Origin of the sequence: Variovorax endophyticus (genome assembly GCF_025376855.1) — a bacterium.
GTDB lineage: Bacteria > Pseudomonadota > Gammaproteobacteria > Burkholderiales > Burkholderiaceae_C > Variovorax.
In genome coordinates this window covers 34328-50200 of sequence record NZ_JAHUTH010000008.1, presented here as the reverse complement: position 1 = coordinate 50200, position 15873 = coordinate 34328, and the positions used below count along the sequence as shown (strand labels likewise).

General features: G+C 70.0%; 17 protein-coding genes. 7 read left to right on the top strand and 10 right to left on the bottom strand.

Annotation, left to right across the window (positions count from 1 at the left end; genetic code table 11):
- The first annotated feature begins 107 nt into the window (after positions 1–107).
- On the top strand, positions 108–1019 hold the full coding sequence (locus KV106_RS12285) for a LysR family transcriptional regulator (RefSeq protein WP_057592635.1): 912 nt from the start codon (positions 108–110) through the stop codon (positions 1017–1019).
- A gap of 39 nt (positions 1020–1058) precedes the next feature.
- Here the strand turns inward: KV106_RS12285 and KV106_RS12280 are convergent, their stop codons facing one another.
- Positions 1059–1382 (bottom strand): hypothetical protein, encoded by a 324-nt coding sequence (locus KV106_RS12280; RefSeq protein WP_261210548.1) that lies wholly within the window; start codon positions 1380–1382, stop codon positions 1059–1061.
- Between the two features lie 328 nt (positions 1383–1710).
- Between KV106_RS12280 and KV106_RS12275 the strand changes: the two genes are divergently transcribed.
- Positions 1711–1986, top strand: coding sequence for a hypothetical protein (locus tag KV106_RS12275; protein WP_057592633.1), 276 nt, complete (start codon positions 1711–1713; stop codon positions 1984–1986).
- A gap of 10 nt (positions 1987–1996) precedes the next feature.
- On the opposite strand, the gene KV106_RS12270 is transcribed toward KV106_RS12275, so the two are convergent.
- The gene (locus KV106_RS12270) at positions 1997–2494 is read right to left on the bottom strand and encodes an arsenate reductase ArsC (RefSeq protein ID WP_261210547.1); all 498 of its coding nucleotides are present in this window, start codon (positions 2492–2494) and stop codon (positions 1997–1999) included.
- A 164-nt stretch (positions 2495–2658) separates the two neighbouring features.
- Between KV106_RS12270 and KV106_RS12265 the strand changes: the two genes are divergently transcribed.
- Complete coding sequence (locus tag KV106_RS12265) at positions 2659–2940, top strand: hypothetical protein (protein WP_261210546.1); 282 nt, start codon at positions 2659–2661, stop codon at positions 2938–2940.
- 20 nt (positions 2941–2960) lie between these two features.
- Here KV106_RS12265 and KV106_RS12260 read toward each other — a convergent pair whose 3' ends face one another.
- From KV106_RS12260 to KV106_RS12235, 6 genes are read right to left on the bottom strand one after another with little or no spacing between them, the layout of a single operon-like run.
- Positions 2961–3848, bottom strand: coding sequence for a VOC family protein (locus KV106_RS12260; protein WP_261210545.1), 888 nt, complete (start codon positions 3846–3848; stop codon positions 2961–2963).
- A gap of 34 nt (positions 3849–3882) precedes the next feature.
- The gene (locus tag KV106_RS12255; protein WP_261210544.1) at positions 3883–4737 is read right to left on the bottom strand and encodes an ABC transporter ATP-binding protein; all 855 of its coding nucleotides are present in this window, start codon (positions 4735–4737) and stop codon (positions 3883–3885) included.
- Positions 4734–5591 (bottom strand): ABC transporter ATP-binding protein, encoded by an 858-nt coding sequence (locus tag KV106_RS12250; protein ID WP_057592630.1) that lies wholly within the window; start codon positions 5589–5591, stop codon positions 4734–4736. Before KV106_RS12250 ends, KV106_RS12255 begins: the two co-directional genes overlap by 4 nt.
- The gene (locus KV106_RS12245; protein ID WP_261210543.1) at positions 5575–6153 is read right to left on the bottom strand and encodes an OsmC family protein; all 579 of its coding nucleotides are present in this window, start codon (positions 6151–6153) and stop codon (positions 5575–5577) included. Before KV106_RS12245 ends, KV106_RS12250 begins: the two co-directional genes overlap by 17 nt.
- 15 nt (positions 6154–6168) lie before the next feature.
- Complete coding sequence (locus tag KV106_RS12240) at positions 6169–7998, bottom strand: ABC transporter permease (RefSeq protein WP_261210542.1); 1830 nt, start codon at positions 7996–7998, stop codon at positions 6169–6171.
- A gap of 49 nt (positions 7999–8047) precedes the next feature.
- On the bottom strand, positions 8048–9238 hold the full coding sequence (locus tag KV106_RS12235) for an ABC transporter substrate-binding protein (RefSeq protein WP_261210541.1): 1191 nt from the start codon (positions 9236–9238) through the stop codon (positions 8048–8050).
- A 235-nt stretch (positions 9239–9473) separates the two neighbouring features.
- Between KV106_RS12235 and KV106_RS12230 the strand changes: the two genes are divergently transcribed.
- On the top strand, positions 9474–10493 hold the full coding sequence (locus tag KV106_RS12230; RefSeq protein WP_261210540.1) for an ABC transporter substrate-binding protein: 1020 nt from the start codon (positions 9474–9476) through the stop codon (positions 10491–10493).
- A 4-nt stretch (positions 10494–10497) separates the two neighbouring features.
- Here the strand turns inward: KV106_RS12230 and KV106_RS12225 are convergent, their stop codons facing one another.
- Both KV106_RS12225 and KV106_RS12220 read right to left on the bottom strand, forming a co-directional pair.
- Positions 10498–11760 (bottom strand): type II toxin-antitoxin system HipA family toxin, encoded by a 1263-nt coding sequence (locus tag KV106_RS12225; RefSeq protein ID WP_261210539.1) that lies wholly within the window; start codon positions 11758–11760, stop codon positions 10498–10500.
- A complete protein-coding gene (locus tag KV106_RS12220; protein ID WP_261210538.1) occupies positions 11750–12082 on the bottom strand; it encodes a helix-turn-helix transcriptional regulator in 333 nt (110 codons plus the stop codon). Before KV106_RS12220 ends, KV106_RS12225 begins: the two co-directional genes overlap by 11 nt.
- Positions 12083–12298: 216 nt before the next feature.
- Here KV106_RS12220 and KV106_RS12215 point away from each other — a divergent pair, with 216 nt between their 5' ends.
- The 3 genes from KV106_RS12215 (at position 12299) to KV106_RS12205 (ending at position 15862) form a co-directional block, all read left to right on the top strand.
- On the top strand, positions 12299–13210 hold the full coding sequence (locus tag KV106_RS12215; protein WP_261210537.1) for a TauD/TfdA dioxygenase family protein: 912 nt from the start codon (positions 12299–12301) through the stop codon (positions 13208–13210).
- Positions 13211–13274: 64 nt separating this feature from the next.
- Positions 13275–14657 carry an LLM class flavin-dependent oxidoreductase gene (locus tag KV106_RS12210; RefSeq protein ID WP_261210536.1) on the top strand — a complete coding sequence of 461 codons (1383 nt, stop codon included), beginning with the start codon at positions 13275–13277 and terminating at the stop codon, positions 14655–14657.
- Entirely contained in the window at positions 14654–15862 is a 1209-nt protein-coding gene (locus KV106_RS12205) for an SfnB family sulfur acquisition oxidoreductase (protein ID WP_261210535.1), read from the top strand. Before KV106_RS12210 ends, KV106_RS12205 begins: the two co-directional genes overlap by 4 nt.
- Positions 15863–15873: the final 11 nt, after the last annotated feature.

Below are 15873 nucleotides of genomic sequence, written 5' to 3'. Positions count from 1 at the left end.
GCCCCGTCCGGCAGGCGCAATTCTGGAGGGGTTGATACCAACGCAAAAGAAGAGATTTCAGCTGCCATCCATCTAAAATTTAGCTGGAACGGCTCTGGAGACGAAACATGGATCTGCGGCAGGTGCGCTACTTCCTGACGGTGGCGGAGAAGGGAAGCATCAGTGCCGCCGCGGCGGTATTGCACGTGGCGCAGTCCGCGATCAGCCGACAGATGCGCCTGCTCGAGGAAGACCTGGGCGGCCCCCTCTTCCACCGGAGCATCGCGGGGGTGCAGCTCACCGACAGCGGCCTGATGTTCCTGGAACGCGCGCGCTTCATCCTGCGCGAGGTGGAGAGCACGACCCTGGACGTCTCCAACTTCAACCGCGGCATGCGCGGCTTTCATCGCGACGTGCGCGGCACGGTGCGGATGTCGTCGGCGCCCACGGTCGGGCAGGCGATCCACGGCCGCCTCGCGCTGGACTTCCGCCAGCGCTTTCCGCAGGTCCGGCTGGAGCTGACGGAAAGTCCCACCGACGACGCATTGCATCGGCTGACGGCCGGCACCATCGAACTGGCGATCGTGTCGAATCCCGGCAACCAGGAGCACGTCCATTTCACGCCGCTCGCGCGGCAGGAAATCGCGGTCTTCTGTCTTCCCGGCTCAAAGCTGGCCGCGCGTTCGAGCGTTCACGCACGCGAGCTGCGCAAGCTGCCGATCATCATTTCGCTGGGCCTGCGGCACAGCCTCGAGACCGAACACGGGGTGATGCAGCCGGTCATCCAGATCGACGGCAACGAAGGGGCCGCGCAACTCACTCGGGCGGACCTCGGCGTTGCCGTGCTGCCGAAATCCGTGGTGCGAACCTCGAGCATCTGGCAAGGCCTCGTGGCCGTGCCGGTGCGCGGCTTCTCGGTGGCCCGCATGCTCGCGGTGGCCAAGGGGCGGCCGGTCAGCCTGGCCGCGAAGGTCTTTCGCAGTGCCGTCGAGGAACAGATGGCGCTTTGCGTGGGGGAAGGACTCTTCCTGCCACCGTGACGCGAATCGGCCGCCAGAGGCCGATTCCGCCTGCCGTTCTCAGCCCGCGATCGAAGGCAGCGACGCGCCCTGCGGCGCGATGCGCGGCCCCACCACGATGCGCTGCGGTCGCTCCGCGCGCGGCGTCACGGGCAGCGCCTCCGGCCGGACGGCGGGCATCGTTGCGGGCGTGCCGAGCCCGCCCCACAGCGCAGCAAAGCGCACATCGGCTTCCTTGCGCAGCCGCGCGATCTGCTCGATGTCGGTGGACGCCGGCTTCAGGCGCCCTCCGCGCGTGCGCTGGTGCAGGCAGTGGATGGCCGCCTGGGCCTCGTCCTCCGCTCCCACCCAAGCCGCGAAAGCGGCATCCCGGTCGTCTTGCATGGCTTGGTCCTCAACAGTGAGCGTGATGGTGGGAGAAAGTGATGGCGCGGTCCGATCGCGCGCTGGACGACGCTATCGATTCCAGGCGCCGCTTCCTGTAGGCCAGCGCCGCCTCGCCTTGCCGGCCAGGGACCGTCGGCCCTGAATCCTGGTCGCGCCGACGGCGCCGTGTCAGGCCGGGCGACAGCGTGTAGGCATGGACTGATTGCGCGGGCCCCGAAGGCCTGTGACTATTTTTTCGGCACCGGGCTCCCGCGCCCCGCGCGCCACCCGGACCGTTCCGTGCACCCGCCCGGATTCCCTTCACGAAGACCTCGAGGACAAGCATATGACCCAGTTGAGCGTCGACCTCTACCAAAGCAGCACCGACCCGCAGAAATTCCTGGCCCTGCCGGCCGGCACCGACCCCACCGAGGTCACGGGGCCGATGGTCTTCGACCAGGACTATGCGCAGGTCGTGCGCTACCAGCAGGCCTTCGAGTTCGATCCCTCGGAGTCTTATGCGGGCGTCAACGCCGCCAAGATCGCGGCCGACATCCTGACCGTGAAATGGTCGACCTACCATCGCGAGCCCGTGCCGAAGGGGGGTGGGCGGCAAGGCTGAGCCGTCCGTCTCAGGTGCTGCCGATCCGCCGGGCCTCGGCCTCGATCACGAGCCGGTCGATGCGCTCGTCGGGCAGGTTGACCAGCAGTTCCACATGCCGGCGGATCGCATGCATGGTTTGCACGAAGGCGTCGTCGCCGAGCTCGTTGCCCGGCGCGCGCGGATCGGGATGCGACCAGTGCGCCGAGGCGGGCTGGCCGGGCCAGACCGGGCAGGTCTCGCCCGCGGATTCGTCGCACAGCGTGACCACGAGGTCCATGTGCGGGGCCGAGGCCGTGCCGAATTCCTCCCAGCTCTTGCTGCGCAGTCCTTCGGTCGGCAGACCCGCGCCACGCAGCGCCTCGAGCGTGCGCGGATCGGCCTGGCCGTCGGCCGTGGGCGCATGGCCCGCGGAATGCGCGACGAAGCGGCCGTGGCCGAGCTGGCCGAGCAGCGATTCGGCGATCAGGCTGCGCGCGGCGTTGCTGTTGCAGAGGAACAGGACGTGGACGGGATGGCCAGGATTCATGGCGTGACGCGAGGCCGCGCGTCGCGGCCCGGTTTGTTGCGGACCCGGGCATTGACGCCGCTTCCGATGACGCACGCATGACACCCCCGCGCCGGCGTGTGTAGTGCCGGCGTCACCTTCGCTGCGCACGATGGCGTCTTTCTCCACTTCACCGAAAGCACCGCATGTCCACCGACGCCAAGCTCATCGCCGCCGCCGAACTCGCCGACCACTACATCGAGATCATCCTGTCGGAAGAACCGGCCCTGCTGGTCGAGAAGATCGCCGACCAGGGCGCCAAGGACATCGCCAAGTCGGCCAAGGCGCTGGCCGAGTTCCGCCTGCAACTCGCGAAGGCACTGGCCGAGCAGCCGATCCCCGAGTACTTCGAGGAATCGGAAGAGGAAGAAGAGGAGTCGGAGGAAGAGTCCGCCGAAGACGGCAAGGACGAGCACGCCGACAAGTAAGCGACCCGCTCCGGCACTCCTCAGCCGCCCACGAGGCTGTCGAGCGCCGATGCGCGCCGCGCGACGCCTTCGCGCGCGGCCGGCGCGAACTCGATCAGCGCGCCATGCGTCTTCGCGAGATCCGGCGCCTCGGGCGACGGCGTGGCCGCGGTGTGCAGCACCAGCGCATACGGCCCCTCGCCGCGCGCGCTGAGCCGCTGTTCCACCGCGCGGCCGATCGGCGTGGCGGCATCGGTCTTCGCGCTGGCGCGCGGCGACGAGAACACCAGCGCGCTGCCGCCGAGCGCGATCACGGCCAGCCGCACGCCGCTGCCCGGCAGCGCCACGGCTTCGCCGATATGCACCGCCACCTCGCCATGCCCGTCGCCGAGCAGCGCGCGGTAGCGCTCGAGCGTGGCGTCGAGGTCGTGCACCGCGAGCGCCAGGCTCGCGACGCCGAGCGCGCCATTGGGATGCGTGCGCGCGTCGCCCTCGGGCACGCGCAGCGCGCGCGGCGTGAGGTCGCCGCACAGGAAAGGCAGGTCGGCCGTCGCGGGCCGCGCGATCTGCCAGCGCAGGCGTTCGCCGTCGGGGCGCACGCGGCCGCCATCGACCGGCCCCTCGAGCGCCAGGCTACGCGCCCTGGCCTCCTCGACGGTGACCGCGGTGCTGCGCGGCAGCAGCGCGAAGTCGACGATGCCTTCGCCATGGCGCTGCAGCAATTGCCACCAGCGCTCCCCGGGCGAGGGCGCGCGCCAGGCGATCAGCTCGAAGTAGCTGCCGTCCTGGAACACCACCAGCGCGTTGTGCGTGGTGCGGCCCGGATGGTCGCCGCCGCGCAGCACCTGGAAGCCGAGCGCCGCGTAGTCGGCAATGGCGCTCTCGAGGTCGTGCACCGCGATGACGATGTGGTCGAGTTTCAATGACATGGTCGTGTGTACTCCCGTGGGGGGTGTGCGAGGTTCAGGAGGCGGTGCGCGCGGCGCCGTCGCCGCCCAGGTAGGCATCGCGGATGCGCGGGTCGTCGAGCAGCGCGGCGGCCGGGCCCGAGAGCACGATGCGCCCGGTCTGCAGCACGTAGCCGTGGTGCGCGATCCGCAGCGCGAGGCTGGCGTTCTGCTCGACCATGAAGACCGAGACGCCCTGGGCATTGATGCGCGCGATCAGCTCGAGCACCTTGTCGACGTAGAGCGGCGACAGGCCCATGGTCGGCTCGTCCATGCAGATGAGCCGCGGGCGGCCCATGAGCGCGCGCGCCATCGCCACCATCTGCTGCTCGCCGCCCGAGAGCGTGCCGGCCTGGAAGTCGATGCGCTCGGCCACGCGCGGGAACAGCTCGAGCATGCGCTCGAGGTCCTCGGCCACCGCGCGGCGGTCGTTGCGCGCGTAGGCACCCATCAGCAGGTTCTCGCGCACCGTCATCGCGGGGAACAGCCGGCGCGCCTCGGGCACCGAGCCGATGCCCTGGCGAATGATCTGCGGCGTGCTCAGGCCCAGCGTCGAGACGCCGTCGAACAGCACCTCGCCCGAGCGCGGCTTGAGCAGGCCCAGCACGATCTTCATGGTGGTCGACTTGCCGCTGGCATTGCCGCCGAGCAGGCTCACGATCTGGCCCTTGCGCACCTCGATGTCGAGGTCGAAATGGGCCTGCACCGGGCCGTAGAAGCTGTTGACCTTGCGCAGCTGGAGCAGCGGATGAGCGGTGGTGCGGGCCGCGGGGCCAGCGGGCGGCACGGCCGGCGCGGCATGGTCCTCGTCGCGGCCGTCTCCCCACAACGGCGACGGCGGCAGCCCCGTGCGAGCGACGGTGGCGATCATGCGGGCACCGCCTCGGGCCGTGCCCGACCCACCTGCCCCACCTGCCGGTGGCCGAGGTAGGCCTCGATCACCGCGGGGTCGTTGCGCACGTCGTCGGGCCGGCCCTCGGCGATCTTGCGGCCGTCGTCGAGCACGGCCACGCGGTCCGACAGCTGCATCACGAGGTCGAGCTTGTGCTCGATCAGCAGGATGGTCTGGCCGCGCGCCTTCAGGCCGCGGATGATCTCGAGCATCTCGGCGGTCTCGCTCTCGTTCATGCCGGCCGTGGGTTCGTCGAGCAGCAGCAGCCGGGGCTGGAGCGCGAGCGCGCGCGCGATCTCCACGCGGCGGCGGTTGGCGTACGAGAGGCTGTAGGCCGGGTGATCGACGCGCGGCGCCAGCCGTTCGCCGAACAGCGCGACGATCTCGAGCGCCTCCCGGCGCAGCGTCTCCTCCTCGCGCCGCACGGCGGCGGGCTGCACCAACGCGAGCGCCAGTTCGGCCAGCGCGCCCAGGCCCGGCACGCCGCCCACGCGCGGCTTCACGGCGCGCAGCCGGGTGTGCGCGCCGACCAGCACGTTGTCGAGCACCGAGAGGTTGGCGAACACGCGCCCATGCTGGAAGGTGCGCGCCAGCCCGCGCGCGGCGAGCTGCTGCGCGGGCAGGCCCGTGATGTCCCGCCCCTCGAACAGCACCTGCCCTTCGTCGGGCCGGTCCAGGCCGGTCACGAGGTTGAAGAGCGTGGTCTTGCCGGCCCCGTTGGGCCCGATCACGCTGAGCAGTTCGCCCTCGCCCACGTGCAGGTCGATCGCGTTCACGGCCGTGAGGCCGCCGAAGCGGCGCACCAGGCCGCGGATCTCAAGCAGCGACGGCATCGCCCGCTTCCTGCGGCGCGTGGGCGGCCTGCGCCTTCGAGTTCACGAGCTTCACCTCGGCGCGGATGGTCTGCGGGTTGCGCAGCAGGTTGAGGATCGGGCAGTTGCGCTCCACTGCCTCGAACAGCGCGTCGATCTCGGCACGGCTCGCGGGCGAATCGATGTGCACCGTGTAGCCGATCTGGTGCGGCCAGATCGGCGTGCTCTCGTGGCCCGGCTTGCCGCCGCGCGGATCGATGAGGCCCGTGACCTCGACCTCGAGGCTCTCGAGCGGCACCTGGCGCTCGGCCGCCTGGATCAGGAAGATGTGCGTGACGCAGGTGCCGAGCACGCCGAGCTGCAGCTCGGGCGAGCTCGGGCCGAGGTCGTAGCCCGCGAAGTTCGGCGGGCTGTCGCTGATGACCTGGTGGTCGCGGATGCGCAGCCGGCGCACGCCGCTGCGGCCCTCGGCCTTGACGCTGGCCTTCAGTTGCAGCGGCTGCGCGCTGCCCGCGTCGACAGCGGCATTGCGCGCCAGCACGGCGGCGCGCTTCTCGGCGAGGTAGTCGTTGAGATGGCTCATGGTGTGGTTCCTTCTTCAGACGGTGCCCAGCAGGCCTTGCGGGCGGAAACGGATCAGCAGCAGCAGCGCGACGCCGTAGATCAGCATGCGGTACTCGGCGGTGACGCGGAACAGTTCGGGCAGGCTCACGAGCGCGACCGCGCCCAGCAGCGCGCCGCTGATGTTCCCGAGCCCGCCGAGGATCACCATGGTGAGCGCGAGGATCGAGATCTGCGAGCCGAAGGTCTCGTGGTTGATGTACGAGTACATGTGGGCCGTGAAGGCGCCGCTCACGCCGGCCGCGAAGCCGCCGAAGCCGAAGGCCAGCGCCTTGTAGCGGTCGGGGCTCACGCCGTAGGCGCGCGCGGCCACCTCGTCCTCGCGCACCGCGCGGAAGGTGCGGCCCAGGTGCGAGCTCAGCAGCCTCCACTGCAGCAGCGCGAGCAGCACCATGGCGCCGAACGAGGCCCAGTAGATCGCGCCGTTCGACGAGGCGTCGCGCCCGAACAGCGACAGCGGCGGTATGCCCGAGACGCCGATCGGACCGCGCGTGAGGCTCTCCCAATTGAGGATGGTGAGCGCCACGATCTCGCCGATGCCCAGCGTGGCGATCGACACGTAGTGGCCGCGCAGCCGGAAGGCCGGGAAGATCAGCGCGGTGCCGATCAGCGAGGTGAGGATGCCGGCCAGCACGATGCCCGTGCCCACCGGCAGGTGCAGGTCGAGCACCAGCAGCGACGAGGCATAGGCGCCGATGGCCAGCAGCCCCGCATGGCCGAGCGAGATCTGGCCGACGGTGCCCGCCACCAGCGTGAGGCTCAGCGCCAGCGCGGCATAGAGCCAGGCATTGGTGAGCGTCTGCAGCAGATAGGGCGAGGGATCGAACAGCGGCAGCAGCACCGCGGCCGCGAACAGCGCCACGAGCAGCCGGCGCGGCACGCGCCAGGGTTTGCTCGGCGCGATGAAGGTGCCGGTCAGCGGCTCGGGCGGCAGCGCGCGCTTGCGGCCGAACAGGCCGTTGGGCTTCCACACCAGGATCGCCAGCAGCAGCGCGAAGGCGAACAGGTTGCGGTAGGGCGTGCCCAGCAGCGCCACGCCGTAGCTCTCGATCAGCCCCAGCAGCAGGCTGCCGACGATGGCACCCGGCACGTTGCCCACGCCGCCGACCACCGTGGCCACCACGCCCTTGAGCGTGGCCTGGAAGCTCATCGCGGGACTGATGTTGTTGTAGTACATGCCCACCAGCAGGCCCGACAGCCCGCCGAGCGCGGCCGCGATCGCGAACACGGTCTGGTTCACGCGGTCCACGTCCACGCCCATCTGCTGCGCGGCATCGCGGTCCTGCGCGGTGGCGCGCACCGCCCAACCGAGCCTGGTGAAGCGCAGGAAGCCGAACAGCACGGCCGCGCTCGCGAGGCCGATGCCCGCGATCAGCAGGTCGAGCGCGCCGATGGTGCCGCTGCCGACCTGCAGCCGCCAGTCGGGCAACGCCGTGGGCAGCGCGCGCGGATCGGGGCTGAAGACCAGCTGCACCAGGATGTCGAGCACGAAGCTGATGCCGATGGTGGCCAGCAGCGGCGCGATGCGTGCCGCGCCCTGCAGCGGGCGCAGCCCCACGCGCTCGATCAGCATGCCGAGCGCGCCCGAGCCCAGCACCACCAGCGCGATCGTCACGGGCAGCGGCGTGTGCAGAAAAGTGATCGAGGCCCAGCCGATGTAGGCGCCGACGGTGTAGACCGAGCCGTGCGCGAAGTTGATCAGGTGCGAGACGCCGAAGATCAGCGCCAGCCCGACCGCCAGCAACGCATAGATGTTGCCGATGATCAGGCCGTTGACCGTGTAGTCGAAGAAGGAGCCGAAGTTCATCGAAGGACCGCCGTCTGCGCGCGCCAGGGCGCGCGGTGCGCGAGACCGATCATTTGGTCGAGGCCAGCGCCGCCTTCTCGTCGAGCTGCGTCCACTTGCCGTCCTTCACCACCAGGTTCACGCTCTTCACGCCGATCACGCGGCGCGTCTGCGGATCGAAGCTGGCCTTGCCGAAGATCACGCTGGGCACGTCCTTGATCTTGTAGAAGGCATCGCGCACCGCCTTGCGGTCGGCGTTGGGCCCGGCCTGGCGCAACGCGGCGGCCGCGTACACCACGGCGTCGTAGGCATAGGCGTTGAAGGCGTCGGGTTCCTTGTCGTACCTGGCGCGGAAGCTCTTCACGAAGTCGCGCACCTCGGCGCGCGGCTCCTCGGGGAAGAAGGCGGTGTTGGTGTGGATGCCGTTGACCGCGGCGCCGCCGAGCTCGATGAACTTCGGCGAATAGACCGAGCCCACCGCCGCGATCGGCTGCTTCAGGCCCACGCTGCGCACCTGGCCCGCGATGAGCGCGCCGTCGGGGTAGTAGGAGATCAGCACCAGGCCATCGGGGTTGGCGTCGCGCACGCGCACGAGCGTCGAGCGGAAGTCCTTCTCGTCGGGCTGGTAGCCCTCGGCGATGGCGAGCTGCGCGCCGCGTTCCTGCGCGGCCTTCACCAGCACGTCCTTGCTGGTGCGGCCCCAGTCGGTGTTGAGATAGAGCACCGCGATGCGCTTGAAGCCCAGCGTCTTGACCGCGAGATCGGCCAGCAGCGGCTGCGCGTCGGCCTGGCTGATCGACGGGCTCCAGATGTAGTCGCCGCCCTTGGTGAAGTCGGGATGCGAGTTGGTGAAACCCAGTTGCACCAGGCCCGCGCGCTGGTAGATCGGCGAGGCCGCCATCGAGGCCGGGCTCGAGAAGTCGCCGAGCTCGATCAGCACGCGCTTGTCGTTCACGAGCTTCTGCGCGATCGCGACCGACTGGCGCGGGTCGCTCTGGCTGTCCTCGAAGTTGTAGGCCAGCGGCCGGCCATGGATGCCGCCCTGCGCGTTGATGTGCTCGAGCGCGAGGTCGAAGCCCGCCTTCCACTGCGCGCCGTACTGCGCGTTCTGGCCGGTCAGCGGACCGCTGACGCCGAACCAGACGGGCTCGCCGCTGGCCGGCGCGGCCAGGACGGGTGCGGACAGCGCGAAGGCGGCGCCGGCCAGCGACAGCGCGGCGATCCGGCGCAGGAAGCGTTGGCGGGAGATCGGTGTTGGCATGGTGTGGGGGTCCCGGGGCATGAAGATCAGGCCGGTCATTCTTCGCGTTGCCCGGGGCCGCTGGAACGAAAAAAAGCGCTGCGCGATATGCGTTTTCCGAGCAAGGCATGGCGTGCTCTCGACGCTCTCCGCGCTCTTGCAGGCCGGACATATGCATGACCGAAAACATTCGTTGGATAGGCGCGGACCGCGCCCGGACACTCGCCGCTTCGAATATTCCGGTGGAGAAGCCCTGATGACCGACTCTCTTTCCTCGCGCCTGCCGCCTTCGCGCCGCAGCGTTCTTCAAGCCGGCGCCGCCGCCGCCGTCGTGGGCTCCGCGGCCCTGCTCGGCGCTTCGGCCTGGTCGCAGCCGCGCAAGCTGACCTTTGCCTGGAGCCAGGCCGGCTTCTGCTTAGCGCCCGTGCCGGTCGCGCTCGAGCGCGGTTTCTTCGAGAAGAACGGGCTCGATGTCGAGCTGCTGAACTGGGCCGGCTCGTCCGACCAGATGCTCGAGGCACTGGCCACCGGCAAGGCCGACGTCGGCGTGGGCCTGATCCACCGCTGGGTCAAGCCGCTGGAAGCCGGCTTCGACGTGAAGGTGGTCGGCAGCGTGCATGGCGGCTGCCTGCGGCTGGTGGGTGCCAAGGCCGCCGGCGTGACCACCGAGCTCGCGAGCCTCAAGGGCAAGACCATCGGCGTGTCGGACCAGAACAGCCCGGCGCGCCAGTTCTATGCGATCCATCTCGCCAAGAAGGGCATCGACATCGACAAGGACGTCGACTGGCGCGTCTATCCGGCCGACCTGCTCGACATCGCCGTGAAGAAGGGCGAAATCCAGGCCATTGCCGACGGCGACCCGAACATCTACCTGATCGAGAAGCGCAACCCCGGCGTCTTCACCGAGATCGCCAACAGCGCCAAGGGCGAGTACGCCGAGCGCCTGTGCTGCATCGTCGGCGCGCGCGGCGAGTTCGCGCGCAACGACAAGCCGCGCGCCGCCGCCACCGTGCGCGCGCTGGCGCAGGCCTCCGACTACGTCGCCGAGAACCCGAACGAGTCGGCCCGCATCTATGCCAAGTACGCGCCCAAGGTGGCGGTGGAAGACCTGCAGAAGCTGTTCACCGAGCTGACCTACAAGCACCATCCGGCGGGCAAGGCGCTGCGCAACGAGGTGGAGGCGTTTGCGACGGACTTCCGGAATGCGGGGATCCTGAAGAAGAGCACGGACGTGGTTCGGTTTGCGAACCACGTGTCGCTGGACGTGCTGGCTTGAGGGGCTACAGGCCGGGTGGCTTCTCGAAGAAGAAGCAGTCCGGCAGGATGGCCGGCGCGATGTGGTCGATGTCTTTGGCCGACACGCCGCAAGCGAAGAAGCCGTCGCGCCAGTGCCGGATTCCATCGACCAGCCGATCGATGTGCCCGCGCGCCTCTTCGGTCGACAGACCGAAGCGCCCGGCCTGCGACAGCAGGTTGTAGATGCTGGCCGTGCGGCCGTGATCGCCGACGGTCAAGGCCAGGTCGCGGCGCTCCAGGCTGACCATGGGCGCGGGCACGAGGTCGTAGGCCGGAGACAGGCGCCATCCCTTCTGCCTTCGCAGCAGGGCGTGGTTGCGTGGATGATCGTCGTTGTTGGTCACGGCGGCATTGAAGACCATCCGCCTGAACAGCTCGGTGCAGTCGGCTTCCGGCTTGTCGGACCAGCGACGCAGGTTGTCGGCCAGCAGCGGGTAGGACCAGCGCTCTCGGTCCAGGTGGCTGTCGCCGCAGTCGAGCACCGTCAGCCCGCTGACGAGACCGAAGCGCAGATAGCCGTCGTTGGTGTGGTCGCGATCGAAGCGCTGCAGCATCAGCACGTCGCTCTGGCCGACCGCTTCCAGCCTGGCCTGGGTGACGTTCAGGCCGCAACGGCGCGCCAGGTCCAGCGTCGCGAACTCGATGCGCTGCAGATTGAAGCGGTCGCCTCTGGCGGGAAATTTGCCGAGCCAGAGGCTTTGCGCGTCCTCGATCGTGGCCTTGGGCCGCGCACCGCCCATGCTGGTGCCGGGATCGAGCTGTTCGAGCAGATGCGCTGCCACCGGTCGGCCCTCTTCGATCGCCTGTGTAGCCGCGATCAGTTCGGCCAGTTGGTGCGTGCGGTTGTAGTGCCGCCTGGGCGCGGGCGGTTCGACCTTCAGGCCGAAGCTCAGGTAGCCGGCCCCGTCCTGTGGCCCGTGCAGCAGATAGTCGATCTCCTCGAGATCGCCCGCGCTGCGCTCGAGCTTGTGCTCGATCACCCGCCGTCCCCAGGCGTCGGGGCCGGCGTCCCGCACCGCGCCCGGAATTCCCTTGAGCTGCGTGAACTCGAAGACCTCCTTGGCGAGGGGCAGGCGGAACGGGTCGAGCGCAACCGCTTCCTTGCGCTGAAGGTAACGGTCACCGTAGCGAAAGCGACCGATCCGCGTGCCATCGGCCAGTGTCTGCACCCGGAGCAACGCCGCCGGCACCGTCTCCAGGGTGCCGGGAAGCTGGATGTAGACGTAGGCTTCGCGCTCAGAAGTCATAGTCGTCGCTCGTCTTGCGGACCTTGCCCGCGCGCGTGGGTCGGTGGGATGCTTCGAGTGCCTTGCCGTGCAGATCGCCGTCGGGATCCGCCACCGCGTCCAGGGAGTTGTCGAGGCCCAGCGCCCACAGCACGGTGAAGCACACGCCGATCGCCGTACCCGGCTTCCCGAGTTCCAGCGCGGTGAGGGTGTTGCGGTTGATGCCGGCCTTGCCTGCCAGATCGGCCACCGACCAGCCACGACGGATCCGCGCGACACGGATGCGCTGCCCCAGCCGCGCTACATGCTCGGCGGCTTGGGGGGGCATCGAGAAATTGCTCATTTTTCTAGGTATAAAGTCATTTAATGACCATTATGTTAGGCATTTTGATTTGATGGCGCAAGCAGGAATACAAGCTCGGCGGGACGGATTCGGATCGGTCGCTCGCCCCCGCTTTTCCGCATATCCACATGCGCAAAGAGCGCATGCAACCCATGCGAACTTTCCTAGCATCGGGCGCAGCATCCATTCCACCCAGCGCTCCCGCGCTCCCACGCCATGTCCTCCGTGCTTGCCGCCGAACGGCCGACCGTTGCCGAACCTTCTTCCGTTGTCCCGTTCAGGATCGCCGCGATCGACGCGTCGCTCGGCGCCGAGGTCACAGGCCTCGATGCCACGCGCCCGGTGCCGGCCGCGCAGGTGCGTGCGCTCAAGGAGGCGCTGCTCGAGCGGCATGTACTCGTGCTCAAGCAGCAGCGGCTCGACGACGCGCAGTTCGAGCGTTTGGCCAGCTACTTCGGCGCCGTGTTCCGTCCGCCGTCGAACGTGCCGGTGCTGGGCTCCGATCCCTATGGCGGCAACACGCCCGACATCGTGCGGGTGTCGAACGTCGACGGCGGCGTGCTCGGCCATGACGAGCTCGCGGCGCATGCCGACCACCACTGGACGCCGGTGCCGTCGTCGGGCTCGCTGCTCTACGGCATCGAGGTGCCCTCGGAGGGCGGCGACACCACCTGGTACAACCTAGCGGCCGCCTGGGACGAACTCGATGCCGGCACGCAGCGCGAGATCGAGCAGCTGCGGCTCATCACCTACAACCCCTTCCTGCGCAAGCTCAAGCCGCTCACCACCGGCTTCCCGCTCTACCGCACGCCCGACATCGCGCCGCTCGAACCCTTCGAGGTGCATCCGCTGGTGCGCACCCATCCCGACAGCGGCCGCCGCATCCTCTACCTGGGCGCGCGCACCGAGGTCGAGATCGTCGGCGTCGATCCGCAGTACGGCGCCGCGCTGATCGCGCGCCTGCGCCAGCACCTGCTGCAGCCGCGCTTCGCCTACACGCACCGCTGGAGCGTGGGCGACATCGTCTACTGGGACAACCAGGCCACGCTGCACGCGCGCAGCGCCTTCGACAACGGCGAGCGCCGCGTGCTCAAACGCATCAGCCTCTCGGGCAGCCGCCCGTACTGACACCCCAAGCGCACCGCCATGCGCGCCACCGCCCAGCGCGGCGGCGCGCGCGCGCGAGCCAGCCATGCCCCTTCCCCGCCGCCCCATCCTGCTGAACGCGTTCGACATGAACACGCCCAGCCACCTGACCCACGGCCTGTGGCGGCATCCGCGCGACCGCGCGACCGACTACAAGCGGCTGCCCTACTGGCTCGACCTGGCGCGCACGCTCGAGCGCGGACTGTTCGACGGCCTGTTCCTCGCCGACGTGACCGGCGTCTACGACGTCTGGGGCGGCAGCCCCGAGGCCGCGCTGCGCCACGGCATCCAGGTGCCGATCAACGATCCGGCCGTGCTCGTGAGCGCGATGGCCAGCGTCACGCGCCACCTGGGCTTCGGCATCACGGCCACCATCGCGGCCGAGGCGCCGCATGCCTTCGCGCGCCGCATGTCCACGCTCGACCACCTGAGCGAGGGCCGCATCGGCTGGAACATCGTGACCGGCTTCCTCGACAGCTCGGCGCGCGCGCAGGGCGCGGCCGCCGCCACCGGCCACGACCGGCGCTACGACCTGGCCGACGAGTTCATGACGCTGGTCTACCGGCTCTGGGAAGAGAGCTGGGACGACGACGCGGTGATCGCCGACCGCGCGCGCGGCATCTATGCCGACCCCGCGCGCGTGCGCGCCATCCGCCATGCGGGCGAAGGCTGGCGGCTCGATGCGGTGCATCCCTGCGAGCCTTCGCCGCAGCGCACGCCGCTGCTGTTCCAGGCCGGCGCCTCGGCGCGCGGCACGGCCTTCGCGGCACGCCATGCGGAGGTGGTGTTCGTGCCCAACCAGGGCCTGGCCGCCACGGCGGCCGTGGTGCGCAAGCTGCGCGCGGCGCTGGCCGAGGCCGGGCGCGATGCCGACGCGGTGCGCTTCGTGACCACGCTGCTGGTCGTGACCGGGCCCACCGAAACCGAGGCCCATGCGCGCTACGAGGAGTACCGCCGCTATGCGCAACCCGAGGCCGGCCTGGTGCAGTTCAGCAGCGCGATCGGCCACGACCTCTCGCGCCACGGCCTCGACGACGCCATCGGCGGCGGCAGCGCCGATGCGATCCAGAGCTCGGTCGCCTCGCTCAAGCGGCCCGGCGGCGCGCAGCTGACCCCGCGCGCGCTGCTCGCGCAGATGCCGCTGGGCGCGCGCCATGCGCCCGTGGTCGGCACGCCCGCGCAGATCGCCGACACCATCGAGGCCTGGGTCACCGGGGCCGGCATCGACGGCTTCAACCTCGTGCGCACCGTGAGCCCCGAGGGCCTCGAGCATTTCGTCGACCTCGTGGTGCCCGAACTGCAGCGCCGCGGCCTGCACAAGCGCGCCTATGCCCAAGGCAGCTGGCGCGAAAAGATCTTCGGCCCGGGCCGCGCCCGGCTGCCGTCCTCCCACACCGGGGTGCGGCGGCGCACCTCCGCCTCGCCATGACAGCTCCCTCCTCCCTCTCCACCGGCCCGGTCCACGTCGTGCGCGACGATGCCGAGGCCCTCGCCATCGCGCGCCGCCTCGCGGCCGATTTCGCCACCGACGCCTCCGAGCGCGACCGGCAGCGCCGCCTGCCCTTCGAGGAGATCGAGCGCTTCTCGGCCAGCGGCCTCTGGGGCATCACGGTGCCACGCGCCTTCGGCGGCGCCGCGGTCTCGCATGCCACGCTGGCCGAGGTGACGGCGCTGATCTCCGAAGCCGATCCCGCGCTCGGCCAGATCCCGCAGAACCACTATTGCCTGGTCGACGCGGTGCGGCTGATCGGCGATGCGCAGCAGCAGACCTTCTTCTTCCGCGAGGCGATCGAGGGCCGGCGCTTCGGCAACGCGGTGTCCGAGAGCGGCACCGCCAACGCCAAGGTCGTGACCGCGCGGCTGCGTGCCACGCCCGAGGGCCTGCGGCTCGACGGCCGCAAGTTCTACTGCACCGGCGCGCTGTTCGCGCACTGGGTGCCGGTCGCGGCCAGGGACGAGCAGGACAAGCAGGTGCTGGTCTACGTCGCGCGCGAGGCGCCGGGTCTCGAGGTCGTCGACGACTGGAGCGGCTTCGGCCAGCGCACCACCGCGAGCGGCACGGTCACGGCCGACAACGTGGCGGTCGGCGCGCTGCAGGTGCTGCCACGCGCCAGGCTGTTCGAGCCGCCGACCATCCACGGCCCCTTCGCCCAGGTCCTGCACGCCGCCATCGACCTCGGTATCGGCCGCGCCGCCATGGCCGACCTGCACCGCTGGGTACGCGATCGCGCGCGGCCCTGGCCCGACAGCGGCGTGGCGCGCGCGGCCGACGATCCGCTCACGCTTGCACGCATCGGCCGGCTGGTGATCCAGCAGCATGCGGCCGAGGCGCTGCTCGAACGCTCGGGCCGCGCGCTCGACCGTGCGCGCGACGAGCCCGGTGCCGCGCATGTGACCGAGGCCTCGATCGCGGTGGCCGAAGCCAAGGTGCTGAGCACCGAGTTCGCGCTCGAGGCCGCCACCGCGCTGATCGAGCTCGCGGGCACGCAGTCCACGCTCGCCGAGCACAACCTCGACCGCCACTGGCGCAACGCGCGCACCCACACCGTGCACGACCCGGTGCGCTGGAAGCCGCATGCCGTGGGCAACCACTGGCTCAACGGTGCCAGCCCGCAGCGCCACGCTTCGATCTGATCCTTCCTCGT